Source organism: Acinetobacter sp. BSP-28, assembly GCF_044130285.1.
In the GTDB taxonomy this organism is placed as follows: domain Bacteria; phylum Pseudomonadota; class Gammaproteobacteria; order Pseudomonadales; family Moraxellaceae; genus Acinetobacter.
Map to the genome: position 1 here is coordinate 224224 of NZ_JBIQOB010000002.1, position 13086 is coordinate 237309.

At 41.4% G+C, this 13086-nt stretch carries 10 protein-coding genes and 1 tRNA gene; 7 read left to right on the forward strand and 4 right to left on the reverse strand.

Annotated elements, in window-relative coordinates; all coding sequences use genetic code 11:
• The first annotated feature begins 336 nt into the window (after window positions 1–336).
• Window positions 337–1941 carry an isocitrate lyase gene (locus tag ACE01R_RS02445; RefSeq protein WP_395545059.1) on the forward strand — a complete coding sequence of 535 codons (1605 nt, stop codon included), beginning with the start codon at window positions 337–339 and terminating at the stop codon, window positions 1939–1941.
• Window positions 1942–2069: 128 nt separating this feature from the next.
• On the opposite strand, the gene ACE01R_RS02450 is transcribed toward ACE01R_RS02445, so the two are convergent.
• Complete coding sequence (locus ACE01R_RS02450) at window positions 2070–2444, reverse strand: diacylglycerol kinase (RefSeq protein ID WP_395545362.1); 375 nt, start codon at window positions 2442–2444, stop codon at window positions 2070–2072.
• Window positions 2445–2756: 312 nt separating this feature from the next.
• Between ACE01R_RS02450 and ACE01R_RS02455 the strand changes: the two genes are divergently transcribed.
• Together ACE01R_RS02455 and ACE01R_RS02460 are read left to right on the forward strand one after the other, a co-directional pair.
• On the forward strand, window positions 2757–5852 hold the full coding sequence (locus ACE01R_RS02455; RefSeq protein WP_395545085.1) for a multidrug efflux RND transporter permease subunit: 3096 nt from the start codon (window positions 2757–2759) through the stop codon (window positions 5850–5852).
• Between the two features lie 292 nt (window positions 5853–6144).
• Window positions 6145–6729 (forward strand): DUF4112 domain-containing protein, encoded by a 585-nt coding sequence (locus tag ACE01R_RS02460; RefSeq protein WP_395545100.1) that lies wholly within the window; start codon window positions 6145–6147, stop codon window positions 6727–6729.
• Between the two features lie 168 nt (window positions 6730–6897).
• Here the strand turns inward: ACE01R_RS02460 and htpX are convergent, their stop codons facing one another.
• Both htpX and ACE01R_RS02470 read right to left on the reverse strand, forming a co-directional pair.
• Window positions 6898–7803, reverse strand: coding sequence for a protease HtpX (htpX, locus tag ACE01R_RS02465; RefSeq protein WP_395545104.1), 906 nt, complete (start codon window positions 7801–7803; stop codon window positions 6898–6900).
• Window positions 7804–7938: 135 nt separating this feature from the next.
• Complete coding sequence (locus ACE01R_RS02470; protein ID WP_395545117.1) at window positions 7939–8805, reverse strand: lytic transglycosylase domain-containing protein; 867 nt, start codon at window positions 8803–8805, stop codon at window positions 7939–7941.
• 498 nt (window positions 8806–9303) lie between these two features.
• Here ACE01R_RS02470 and ttcA point away from each other — a divergent pair, with 498 nt between their 5' ends.
• Together ttcA and ACE01R_RS02480 are read left to right on the forward strand one after the other, a co-directional pair.
• Window positions 9304–10227, forward strand: a complete 924-nt coding sequence (ttcA, locus tag ACE01R_RS02475; RefSeq protein WP_086199318.1) for a tRNA 2-thiocytidine(32) synthetase TtcA — start codon at window positions 9304–9306, stop codon at window positions 10225–10227.
• 225 nt (window positions 10228–10452) lie between these two features.
• Window positions 10453–10836 (forward strand): SCP2 sterol-binding domain-containing protein, encoded by a 384-nt coding sequence (locus tag ACE01R_RS02480; RefSeq protein WP_086176171.1) that lies wholly within the window; start codon window positions 10453–10455, stop codon window positions 10834–10836.
• A 74-nt stretch (window positions 10837–10910) separates the two neighbouring features.
• Here ACE01R_RS02480 and ACE01R_RS02485 read toward each other — a convergent pair whose 3' ends face one another.
• Window positions 10911–12020 carry a transglycosylase SLT domain-containing protein gene (locus ACE01R_RS02485; RefSeq protein ID WP_395545188.1) on the reverse strand — a complete coding sequence of 370 codons (1110 nt, stop codon included), beginning with the start codon at window positions 12018–12020 and terminating at the stop codon, window positions 10911–10913.
• A gap of 363 nt (window positions 12021–12383) precedes the next feature.
• Here ACE01R_RS02485 and greB point away from each other — a divergent pair, with 363 nt between their 5' ends.
• Window positions 12384–12878, forward strand: coding sequence for a transcription elongation factor GreB (gene greB / locus ACE01R_RS02490; RefSeq protein ID WP_395545195.1), 495 nt, complete (start codon window positions 12384–12386; stop codon window positions 12876–12878).
• 90 nt (window positions 12879–12968) lie between these two features.
• Window positions 12969–13058: transfer RNA gene (locus tag ACE01R_RS02495), tRNA-Ser, on the forward strand.
• Window positions 13059–13086 lie beyond the last annotated feature (28 nt).

Consider the following 13086-nt stretch of genomic DNA (forward strand, 5'->3'; position numbering starts at 1 on the left):
AAGGTGGATCAAGCTTTTTTATTAGCAGGCACGACTTAAGTCTAATGAAGAAAAATACAGCATAATGAATAATTTGTAAGCAAGATCTGATTTTAAAATATTTAAATAAAGTAAATTAAAACAATGGTTTAAAATTTTGAAACATAAATATAATACGACTTTGATCTACATATTTTTTAAATAAATACTGAGAATTAACAGAGGATATTGGATTAATTTTTTAACTCAATCTAATCTGTGTTCATCTTAACGAAGCGCTCTAAATCTAAACAAATAATATGAGTAAGATTTTAGCCTTCGCTTGATGAAATCCTAATATTATTACAGGAAAATATCATGACTACATACCAAACAGCGATTGATGCAATCCGCGAATTAAAAGCGAAATTCGGCAACACTTGGGCAGACATCAGTCCTGAAGATGCTGCACGTATGCAAATGCAAAACCGTTTCAAAACTGGTTTAGACATTGCTAAATATACAGCTGCGATTATGCGTCGTGATATGGCAGCTTATGATGCCGATTCTAGCAAATACACTCAATCACTAGGCTGCTGGCACGGTTTCATCGCACAGCAAAAAATGATTGCGAACAAAAAATACTTCGGTACTACTGAACGTCGCTACATCTACCTTTCTGGTTGGATGGTTGCTGCTCTTCGTTCAGAATTCGGTCCACTTCCAGACCAATCAATGCACGAAAAAACTTCTGTTCCAGCGCTAATCGAAGAAATCTACACTTTCTTACGCCAAGCAGATGCTAAAGAATTAAACGACTTGTTCCGTGCGCTTAAAAAAGCAAACGAAGCTGGTGATACTGCTAAAGCTGCTGAAATCACTGCTCAAATCGACGGTTTCCAAACTCACGTTGTGCCAATTATTGCGGACATCGATGCTGGTTTCGGTAACGAAGAAGCGACTTACTTACTTGCTAAGAAAATGATCGAAGCTGGTGCTTGTGCACTACAAATCGAAAACCAAGTATCTGACGCTAAACAATGTGGTCACCAAGCTGGTAAAGTAACAGTTCCACACGAAGACTTCATCGCGAAAATCCACGCTCTTCGCTATGCATTCTTAGAAATGGGTCTTGATGACGGTATCATCGTTGCACGTACTGACTCTGAAGGCGCTGACTTGACTCAAAAAATCCCAGTGGTTAAAGAGCCAGGCGACATCGCTTCTCAATACATCAGCTACTTAGATACAACTGAAATCGACATTTCAGAAGCTCAAGAAGATGAAATCCTGATCAAACGTGATGGTAAACTTCACCGTCCTAAACGTTTAGCGTCTGGCTTGTACCAGTTCCGTGAAGGCACTCAAATCGACCGCGTTGTACTTGACTGTGTAACTAGCCTTCAAAACGGTGCTGACCTTCTTTGGATCGAAACTGCGACTCCAAACGTTGAAGAAATTGCTCACATGGTTAACCGTGTTAAAGAGACAGTTCCAAATGCGAAACTTGTTTATAACAACTCGCCTTCTTTCAACTGGACTTTAAACTTCCGTCAACAAGCTTACGACCGTTGGGTTGCTGAAGGTAAAGACGTTTCTGCTTACGACCGTGCTAAGTTAATGAGCGCTGAGTACGATGCTACTGAATTAGCAGCTGATGCTGACGAAAAAGTACGTACATTCCAAGCAGATGCTTCTCGTGAAGCTGGCGTGTTCCATCACTTGATCACACTTCCAACTTACCACACAGCTGCTCTTTCTACTCACGAGCTTGCTCAAGGTTACTTCGGCGACCAAGGTATGCTTGCTTATGTAGCTGGCGTTCAACGTAAAGAAATCCGCGGTACGATTTCTTGTGTTAAACACCAAGCAATGGCTGGTTCTGACATCGGTGATGATCACAAAGAAATCTTCTCTGGTGACAACGCTCTTAAAGCGCACGACGATGCTAAAAACACTATGAACCAATTCGCTGCTCACTAAGCACTGAACTGATTCGAAAAACCCGGCGAAAGCCGGGTTTTTTATTTCTAAAAAAGTCATGTCATGATTTTTTTAGAAATAAAAAGCAGGCACTTGGCCTGCTTTTACTTGTAACTGCATCCATAAATTTAAGGCCATAAGATAATCAGCCAGGTAAAGAAAATAATGGCGAGGGCTACAAACTGTGCGGCACTCCCCATGTCTTTGGCATTTTTGGATAAGGGGTGTTTATCTAATGAAACTCGGTCTACCACGGCTTCTATTGCTGAATTAAATAATTCCACAATTAAGGCAAATAAACAGACTACAACCATAATGGCATGTTCGGCTCGACTGACATCTAAGAAGCAGCTTATTGGAATGAGTACCATATTAATCAGAACAATTTGCCGAAAAGCAGCTTCATTTTGAAATGCGGCTTTAAATCCATCTATTGAATATTGCGTGGCATTCAATACACGTTTAACACCTGTTTTGCCTTTAAATGGGGAATAAGAGTTCATTGCACTCAAACATTGAATAATTTGAGCAATCATATTCGGTTTTGCTTAATTAAAAATTAATTCAATCAATTCATTTAAAAGATTGAAAAAACGTCAAAAACTATGGGTCAGAAGAAAAATTTACAAGCAGTAATCATTGAATAAAAAATTACCTTCATATTTTCTCCTTATTTAAGGAAAAGTCTGATTTTTCTGTTAAATGTGATTGGCTTTTATACTTCTATCATTGATTATCAATCTCAAATAAATCATTTTAACTATTCAATGATTGTATTGAATTTTTATACCTCACCATTTAAGTGACCAGGACATATGCTGTCTAGATTTTTTATTCATCGACCGATTTTTGCAGGTGTTTTAGCCATTATCTTGATGGCTTTTGGTGTTTTTGCGACGCTGAATTTACCGGTAGAGCGCTTTCCTGATATTGCACCGCCACGCATTAGTGTAAGTGCCAGCTATAATGGTGCTTCAGCAGAAACGGTGGAAGAAAGTGTCACCCAGGTTCTGGAACAGCAAATTAAAGGCATTGATCATCTGCTTTATTTTAGTTCCAGCAGCGATTCCTCCGGGCGCAGCCGCATTAACATCAGTTTTGAAAATGGCACTGATCCGGATACGGCGCAAGTTCAGGTACAAAATGCGATTAATGGCGTACTGAACCGTTTACCGGATGAAGTACAGCGTCAGGGGGTGAATGTATTCAAGTCACTGGGGGATACCCACATGGTCATTGGCCTGTATGATGCCTCGGGTAAAAGTGACAGCATTGCCTTGTCCGACTATATGCAGACCCATCTGGAAGAAGATCTGGCGCGTATAGACGGGATTGGTGAGGTGGATGTCTTTGGCTCGCAATATGCCATGCGTATCTGGTTAAACCCGTTAAAATTAAAACAATATAATTTAATGCCGAGTGATATCCGCGCAGCTGTTGAAGCACAAAATACCCAGGTCGCAGCCGGGGCGGTGGGTGATTTACCGACAGTAGAAGATCAGTATTTAAATGCCAAGGTCACTTCAGGCTCACGTTTAAAAACAGTGCCTGAATTTGAAAATATCATTGTCAAATCTGCACGTGATGGCAGTTTTATCTATCTAAAAGATGTCGCCCGAATTGAACTGGGGGCAGAAAATTATCAATCAATGAATACCATCAATGGTTTTCCTTCTGCCGGAATGGGTATTTCGCTGTCTTCCGGTGCCAATGCTTTGGCGACTTCAGCGCTAATTCAGGCTGAAGTAGATCAGATTTCGAAGCAGCTCCCTGAAGGCTATAAGCTGGTTTATCCGCGTGATAATACGCCATTTGTGAAAGAATCCATTAAAGAAGTGGTGAAAACCCTGGTGGAAGCGGTATTGCTGGTGATTGTAGTGATGTTTCTGTTCCTGCAAAACTGGCGTGCGACACTGATTCCTGCAGTTACCGTACCTGTGGTTCTGCTGGGTACCATGGCGGTCTTGTATGTACTCGGGTTGAGTATTAATACCTTGACCCTGTTTGCCCTGGTTTTGGCAATCGGGCTGCTGGTAGACGATGCCATTGTGGTGGTGGAAAATATTGAGCGGCTGATGCATGAGAAAAACTTGACCGCTCAGCAGGCCTCACTTGAATCCATGCAAGAAATTAGTGGAGCATTGGTGGGTATCACGCTGGTATTGACGGCCGTATTTATTCCGATGGCATTTTTTGGCGGTTCAACAGGTGTGATTTACCGCCAGTTTTCCATTACCTTAGTTGCAGCTATGGCTTTATCTCTGGCTGTTGCCCTTATTTTAACTCCAGCTTTATGTGCTCTGGTTTTAAAGCCGAATCCACAGCCTGCCCGATGGGCAGGCTGGTTCAATCAAAAGTTGGATGGCTTAAAACGGCGCTATCTTCAATTATCGACTTTGACCCTGCAGCATAAAGCTATTTGTTTGTTACTGTTTGCTGCACTGATCTGTGTTTTTGCCTTGTTCTATCGGGCCTTGCCAACCAGTTTTATTCCCAGTGAAGATCAGGGCATTTTAAATGTGCAGTTTAAACTGGCAGATGGCGCACCGATGTCGAAAAGTACCGAAATTGGTGAGCAGATTAGACAGTATTTTCTGAAAAATGAAAAAGATAATGTAAATCTGGTGATGGTGCGTTATGGCCGTAATATGGCGGGAACGGGACAAAATTTAGGGCAGGGTTTTATTGCCTTAAAGCCTTGGGATGAACGCTCCGGAAAAGAAAATTCTGCACAAGCCATTCGGGAACGTGCCTTAAAGCATTTTAAAAACAATCCGAATGCACAGATTAATGTCACGATGCCCGCTTCGGTCAGTGGTTTAGGCCAAACCGATGGACTGGATTTCTGGATTCGAGATATCAATGGTCAAGGTCGTGCCTATCTGGATAGTCAGTTCAAGCAGCTACAGCAACAGGCAAAACAATACCGCACTTTTGAAAATCTGGACAAACGTTCTAATCCCGATAAAGCAGGGCTGAAGGTGGATATTGACCAAAAACTGGCGATGGCCAATGGACTGTCACAAACCGCCATTAATAGTACCTTATCGAGTGCATGGGGCGGCAGCTATATCAATGATTTCATCGATCGCGGCCGGATTAAAAGGGTGATAATGCAAGGCGATGCCGAATTTCGTTCTAAACCTGAAGATTTACAATACTGGTATGTGCGCAATGACTTGAACCAGATGGTGTCCTTTAGCAATTTTGCAAATGTCAGCTGGAGTGGCGGACCTGACGTGGTAAACCGTTATATGGGCTATACCGCCTTGCAAATGGAAGCGGATACTACAAAGGATGTCAGTTCGGGTGTGGCAATGCGTGATGTTGAACAGTTGGTTGCACAGCACCCGGGTATCGATGTGGCGTGGAGCGGTTTGTCCTATGAGGAAAAACAGTCCAGTAATCAGGCTTTATTACTGTATGCATTATCCATTGGCTTTATTTTCCTGTGTCTCGCTGCGCTTTATGAAAGCTGGTCTATCCCTACGGCGGTATTAAGTGCCATTCCTTTAGGGATTGGCGGTAATATCCTGTTCAGCTATTTTGTTGGTTTTCCAAACGATATTTATTTCCAGATTGCTTTACTCACCACGATTGGCTTGTCCTGTAAAAATGCCATTTTAATTGTCGAGTTTGCCTCACTTGCAGAGCAGCAAGGTCGCAGTGTTGTTGAAGCTGCGCTGGAAGGGGCAAGCCTGCGTTTACGCCCGATTCTGATGACTTCACTGGCTTTTGGTGCAGGGGTAATTCCACTGGTATTTGCCTTTGGTGCAGGGGCTGCCAGCCGTCAGGAAATTGGGGTGAGTGTGTTAGGTGGGGTAATTTTTGCCACCGTTTTGGTGCTGATTTTTATTCCCTTTATGTATGTGCTGATTCGTACGCTGTTGAAAGCCAAACCCCACGCATAATTTATGACAATAGCAACCATGCAGTATAGCGTCGGTAAAAGTGAGTATTGAATCATGCCAGTCAGTTTAAAAATTGACTGGCATTTTTTATGGTGAATGCTTTATGTAATTGGATACTTGGAAACGTTATTTGAACAGCTCAGGTCTTAGGGTAAAGGTCTCAGCCAAGCGAGGCAGTGGGGGATTGTTCTTGCAGCCCGTTATCACCTCATTAATCATATCGATACACAGCATGCAGACAAGATATGATGTAATCTCAATTATTTAGATCATTATTTTTTGGAATGTGGCAATGCCAGAGCAACAAAAAAAACTGAGCCAACAAGAAGTCGTGCGTTTGGAGCGCGATTTAGCCAAGTTCGCCAATATGATGGATTCGGTGGTGCGTATTCCATTCACCAAACAGGGGGTGGGGGCGGATGCTGCCTTAAGCACCATTCCTGTTGCTGGAGATGTTGCCGGTTTTGTATTGACCTGTTATGCCATTTATAAAGCCAAGCAAATTGGTGTACCACAAAGTAAGCTGACTCCGGTGGTGAAACTGGCCATGATGGATGCGGTGGTCGGTTTTATTCCAGTCGCTGGTACGGTGTTTGATATCTTTATACGTCCAAGCCGTAAAGCTTTAGCGATTGTGCATGATCATATCCGTGAGGAATACCAGATTCGCAGTGAGTCACATGTCACCCATCCCTTTCTGCATGAACGTCTGGAGCGCAAGCAGCGGTCTTCTGCATTTTGGCGTAATCCCATAGTGGCCTGGATCTGGCTACATCTTCCTGATTTGCTTGGTGTTGTTTTTATCATTTTACTGGTGATTGCCATGTGGTTCGGATTCAGCTGGTTATGGCAATGGTGGCAAACATGGAATGTTTAAAGCTGTGCAAGATCAATCCATCGATGATATTGCTGTCAATATAGCGCTCATAAGTGGCGTGTATCATTGATTTCAATGACCGTCTATTAGCGGATCTAGCCACAAAAAAGCCTCCATGATGGAGGCTTTTTATATCCCGTTTATCTAAACAGATTCAGTCTAAACAGATTATGGGCAATTTAACTGTTGTAATGCAGCCACACGTTGTTCAATACTAGGGTGGGTCTGGAACAAAGCAGCCAAGCTGAAACCTTGTTCTTTGCCTTCTGCAATAGAGAATGCTTTCATTTCTTTCGGCATTTGATCTGGCAATTCTGATTCTGCCTGTAAACGCAGTAAGGCAGAAATCATCGCCTGTTTACCGGCTAAACGTGCACCCGCTTCATCGGCACGGTATTCACGGTGACGAGAGAACCACATTACAATCGCGGAAGCGAGAATACCAAAGACAATATCCAGTACGATGGTAATGGCAAAATAAGCCAGTCCAGGTGCTTCGCCATCTTCGCGACCAAATACATTACGGTCAATAAAGTCACCAACCACACGTGCAAAGAACATGACAAAGGCGTTGACTACACCTTGAATCAAGGCAAGCGTGACCATATCACCATTGGCAACGTGACCAATTTCATGGGCAAGCACCGCACGAAGTTCATCTTTATTCATGCGTTCGAGCAAGCCTGTTGAAACGGCAACCAATGCATCGTTTTTATTCCAGCCTGTAGCGAAAGCATTGGACTGGTAAGATGGGAAAATGCCCACTTCTGGCATGTTAATGCCGGCACGTTGCGATAATTGTGCAATTTCTTGTAATAACCATGCTTCTGCTTGGTTACGAGGCGCATTCGGGTCAATTAACTCTGTCCCAGTTGATTTTTTTGCCATCCATTTCGACATAAATAACGAAATGAGAGATCCAACCATACCAAAGACAAAACAGATCACTAGTAGGTTGCCTAGATTTAAGCCACCCGCGCCATGGTAACTACCGACACCGAAGAGTGACAAAATAATGCCAGCTACTACCAGTACCGCGAGGTTGGTTAGCAAGAACAAACCAATCCGCATCATTGAGAAAATCCTCTTATAATAAAAAAATAATCTGATTTATAAATCAAAAATCATCTTGGTAAATATGAGGTGTAAGTGTTAAAAATTCAAGAAAAAATTAATAAAACTCTATAATGATACAGTTTCTAAAACAATTTAATTGTCAGCAATTGAAATTTTTGCTGAAGCCGTCGCATGGGCCGTGGCATAGGAGCCGGGGGCATCAGTGAAGCTGCCATCGGATGCCATAATAATTTGGCGCGGCGAACTATAATGAGGTGCTGAATGTGATGAGGCCGATTCATAATTGTTGGATTGAGCGACAATTTTTCCAGCATCAGAACTATGCTTTGTTGAACTCGAGCTGTTACCCAAGCCATTGGAATATAAGTTGCTGAAACGGCTGCTTACCCGTCTGACATAATCTTGTGTTTCCTTAAACGGAGGAATACCGCCATATTTGGCGACATTGCCTTCGCCGGCATTATAGCTAGCTAGAACCAGTGAGGTATTGCCGTTAAAACGTTTCATCAGCCAAGCGAGGTATTTTGCTCCGCCCATAATGTTTTGTTGTGGATCAAAAGCATTTGACACATTAAAGCGTCGTGCTGTCGCAGGCATCAGCTGCATGAGTCCCTGTGCACCAACAGGCGAGCGTGCATTGACATTAAAACCTGATTCGGTATGCATCACGGCTTTAATCAAGCCTTCAGATATCCCGTGCTGAGAAGCAGCCTGTTTAATAATATGGTCAAAAGCATTTTTGTTGCGGCTATAGCTTGGCAGTACAGAAGCTTCAGATGAGCCCCAGTTACTATAACTATGGATATTGCTGTCTGGGTAATACGTCTTTTTCTCGACTTTGAGATGGTTATAACGATTTTTCTTATTGGTGAGCAAGGTCGTACCATTCGAGTCTTTTAACTGATAAATGGTTTGGCCGGCATAACTGGTCGTTGCAACAGACTGAACTGCCACAAACCCCAAAAAATAAAGTCCAATTTTTACAAAGTTATTTTTCATTTTTATAAATAGAAAACATCTGTTCCAAACAGTACAAGTGGAGTTTAACAAAAAAAAACAAGATGGAAAGTATTACTACATTAATTTCACCAATTGTTTGTAAAAATCAAGAGCTGTTTGTTGAGATAGTAATCAAAAAAAATTTTAATTTTTTTTAATCAGGATAACTTGACACATCTAAGCCATTGATTTTAAATAATAACAAAATTGATCAAAAAATGATCAATTTAAATAGAAGCCTTAAATAACAGGTCGGACACCTTGTCAAGTGTTTTAAAATCCACAAAGTTATCCACAGGTTTTGTGGACAACTGTGGAAAAGTACAAATGGCAAGCATTGTGGCTAAAATTTGAACTCATAAGGTCAAAATAAACTTGGGAGTTTTAAATGAAAAAGGTAGTAAAAAGCAATTTGCAGAAATTACATTCTTTTGGTGCTTGTTCAGTCTGAATCGGATAAAATTGCGCGGTATTTTTATTTATGGGTAAATCTCGTCTATGTACTCGCCAGTTGAGTCCGAACAAGGATTTAATTTCAAACCAGAACTGCCAACTAGTTCGGCATATTACCGTTTGTTGAAAAAGCTTCGCCGTCAAGTCGGTCATGCCATTCGTGATTTTAAAATGATCGAAGATGGCGACAAGGTAATGGTCTGTATTTCTGGGGGTAAAGACAGTTATACCTTGCTGGATATTCTGTTGCAGTTCAAACGAATTGCGCCAATCAATTTTGATGTGGTTGCGGTAAACCTTGACCAAAAGCAGCCGGGTTTCCCTGAAGATGTCTTGCCACGTTATTTAGAGGAAAATAACATTCCTTATTATATTCTGGAAAAAGACACTTACAGCATTACCAAAAAATTGACTCCTGAAGGTAAAACCTACTGTGCAGTGTGTTCACGTTTACGTCGTGGTTCATTGTATGGCTTTGCGCAAGAAATTGGCGCGACCAAAGTGGCGTTAGGTCATCATCGTGATGACATTATGGCAACTTTCTTCTTGAACCTGTTCCATGGCGGCAGCTTAAAGGCCATGCCACCGAAACTGTTGTCATCTGACAAGAAAAATATCCTGATTCGTCCGCTGGCTTATGTGGAAGAAAAAGACATTATCAAATATGCTGAAATGCGTCAGTTCCCGATTATTCCGTGTAACTTGTGTGGTTCACAGGAAAATTTACAGCGTGCCATGATTAACAATATGTTGCGTGAATGGGATGCACAATATCCCAAACGTTTACACAGTATTTTTGGCGCCATGCAGAATGTATCGCCTTCACAACTGGCCGACCGTGAATTGTTTGACTTTGAAGCTTTGGATGCACAACGTGAAATTGATTTCACTGGCAGCTGTTCAACTGAAGAAGAAGAAGGGCAAAGCAAACGGATCAATATGGTTAATTTAGGTTTTGTTGCGGACTAAGCGCATTTTTAGACACCAATTTTAGGATTGGTGTCTAATTTATATGGCTTTATATATCTGATTTATTTAATAAATGTATTAAAAACTTAAAAATTGAACGCATCGTACAAAAAACGTTAAGCAGAAAACAATTTTACATGCTATAACAAGCTTCAAGCAAAATAGCTTCACAAAGATGTTGTCTGGATAGGCGACACAAATGCACAAATAAATTGAGGAAAGATCATGCCTGCCTTTTTAACTGATGATTGGTTTTCAACTGTAGAAACATTAACTGCGCAAGCTGGTGATTTAAACTTGCCACCTGCACTTGCAAATTTAGCCATCAACCTGGTGGTGTCTGATGCTCAAGGCAATACAGAATTGTCTCTTGATGGTGGTGCAATCAAAAAAGGTCTATCTTCAAATGCGAAAACCACGTTGAACATGGATGGGGAAACTCTGCGTAAAGTGTTCCTGGAATTTGATATGGCTGCTGCAATGCAAGCATTCATGACCGGTAAAATCAAGGTTCAAGGCGATATGTCACAATTGATGGCTTTACAAACAGCCAAGCCTAGCCAAGAACAAAAAGATTTATTCAAGAAAGTACTTGAGCAAACCGCTTAAGAACTAGCGCTTAAGTCATTTTAAGCGCAAAAAAAGCTTACCCTTGGGTAAGCTTTTTTTGTGGCTGGAAGATATTAAATATTCACTAGCTGTGAAGTCTTAATATGTTCTAAATAGGCACGAATACGGGTTACATATTGCACCGCTTGACGGTAACGACCATTGCTGGCTTTGTTACGATCTAAATAACTATACAGATTCACCCAGTTATTCGGGTTTTTACCCTGAGCACGAATACGGTTTTGAATCTGATCGACTGCACCAGGACCCATATTATAAGCAACGAGGGCATACCAGTTACGGTCAGGAAACGGCACATCTGAATATCGACTTAACATCTGGTCGTAATATTTCGCACCACCTTCAATACTTTGAGCTGGGTCCGTTCGGTTACTGACCCCCATGGCTTTTGCCGTACTGTTGGTCAGCATCATTAATCCACGAACACCGGTAGGGGAAACAGAGTTCGGTTTTAAATACGATTCCTGATAACCAATAGCAGCCAATAAATGCCAATCTAAATCATATTTTGCTGCAGTATTTTTAAAGCTAGCTTTATAAATCGGCATACGTTGATTTAAATCACGCTGAATACTATCCCATGAATGTTCTTGCACCACATTCTGATTGTAGAAGGATGCCAATTGGCGAATAGCACCAGATTGTTTACCCTGACAGACAAAACCACTTGCAGTTTGAGTCAGTGGATCATTTGCATGTTTAAATACCCAGTTGAGGTTGGTATTTAAGCCATTTTGTTGCAAGCTGGCAATATCGCCACAGGTTGCTGAAAAGGAAGTCAGGCGCTTTTGTTCAATTTCACCGACATTTGCAGTGGTCATGGCAAAGTTGGCTTTACCTTGCGAGACCCATTTCAGTGCTGTGGCATTATCGGGTACGGTTTTAAACACCAGTTTGACGTTTAAGCTGTTGGCATAGTTACGCGCCAGGTCATAGCCAAAACCATGCTGGTGCGAACCATCTTTAAAAACGGTAGTCGGGTTTTCTACCGAAACGACGGTGAGCTGTTTGCCATGAAGCACAGAATCATACTGGAATGACTTACTTGCATTGAGACTATGAAACGGAATCAGTAGTGTACTGAATGCAAGGATTTTTAAGGAGAAAGAAGATTTTAATGGTTTAAGGCAAAGCCTCGCCCCAGAAGTTGAACTACTGTGCATGTTGTCTCCGCTACAAGTAATTTATGCCCTAAAAAGCAAAGGCGCACAGCCTCAGACTTTTTCAAGTTTGATAAATTCAATAAGGGTTGGGCAGTCATGACGTCATTCAAAATGACATAGGATTAAAGGGAGAATCATGTAGAATTTCTACATAGATTAAAAATTAAACGATTTAAAAACATGTGCGCATAATAAAGGCGAAAAAAATACTTGTCAAATTTTGTACGAAAATTTTTAAAAATATGTAACATAACAGACTAATTTTATTAAAGAATTAATTTTATAAACTTTAGTTATGTGTAAATAGCGGATAAAATAGCTCATTCTTGTAAGCAAAATGTAAGCATAACTTCAAAAAACATCATGAAATCTAACTTAATTACACGTGCCGGACACGACAAACTAGTCGCAGAATTACAACAATTGTGGCACGAAGAACGACCAGAAATTACCAGGAAAGTGAACTGGGCAGCCAGTCTCGGCGATAGATCGGAAAACGCTGATTACCAATATAATAAACAATTGTTACGCAAAATAGACCGCCGTGTCCGCTATTTGGGCAAGCGTTTAGAAGAGCTGCGGATCATAGATTTTTCTCCAGAACAGGAAGGCAAAGTTTATTTTGGCGCTTGGGTGGATATCGAAAATGAGGATGGGGAACAAAAAACCTTGCGTATAGTCGGTGTGGATGAAATTTATGATCATCATCCACAGCATATTTCCATTGATTCACCCATGGCGCGCGCGTTACTGGGCAAGCAGATCGATGATGAAGTTGAGGTACTGACACCATCAGGTAAAAAACTGTGGTATGTGAATGAAATTCGTTATGAAAAGCCTGAAAATTCAGCAGATTAACAGATTTTGTTTTTATTTTAAGCGATTGACAAGAAAAACATGGAAAAGTATTTGCCAAGATAGAATTTTATTTATATCATAGCCGCCATTGGAAGCGTGGCAGAGCGGTTTAATGCACCGGTCTTGAAAACCGACGAGGGTGCGAGTCCTCCGTGAGTTCGAATCTCACCGCTTCCGCCAAATTCAAAAGCCCCTGTGAAAACAGGGG

What these genes read in the sequence shown, in the direction of transcription:
- greB (WP_395545195.1), top strand. Translation starts at nt 12,384, where the DNA reads ATGAAATCTAACTTAATTACACGTGCCGGACACGACAAACTAGTCGCA.
- ACE01R_RS02470 (WP_395545117.1), bottom strand. Translation starts at nt 8,805, where the DNA reads ATGAAAAATAACTTTGTAAAAATTGGACTTTATTTTTTGGGGTTTGTG.
- ACE01R_RS02455 (WP_395545085.1), top strand. Translation starts at nt 2,757, where the DNA reads ATGCTGTCTAGATTTTTTATTCATCGACCGATTTTTGCAGGTGTTTTA.
- ACE01R_RS02450 (WP_395545362.1), bottom strand. Translation starts at nt 2,444, where the DNA reads ATGAACTCTTATTCCCCATTTAAAGGCAAAACAGGTGTTAAACGTGTA.
- htpX (WP_395545104.1), bottom strand. Translation starts at nt 7,803, where the DNA reads ATGATGCGGATTGGTTTGTTCTTGCTAACCAACCTCGCGGTACTGGTA.
- ttcA (WP_086199318.1), top strand. Translation starts at nt 9,304, where the DNA reads ATGTACTCGCCAGTTGAGTCCGAACAAGGATTTAATTTCAAACCAGAA.
- ACE01R_RS02480 (WP_086176171.1), top strand. Translation starts at nt 10,453, where the DNA reads ATGCCTGCCTTTTTAACTGATGATTGGTTTTCAACTGTAGAAACATTA.
- ACE01R_RS02485 (WP_395545188.1), bottom strand. Translation starts at nt 12,020, where the DNA reads ATGCACAGTAGTTCAACTTCTGGGGCGAGGCTTTGCCTTAAACCATTA.
- ACE01R_RS02445 (WP_395545059.1), top strand. Translation starts at nt 337, where the DNA reads ATGACTACATACCAAACAGCGATTGATGCAATCCGCGAATTAAAAGCG.
- ACE01R_RS02460 (WP_395545100.1), top strand. Translation starts at nt 6,145, where the DNA reads ATGCCAGAGCAACAAAAAAAACTGAGCCAACAAGAAGTCGTGCGTTTG.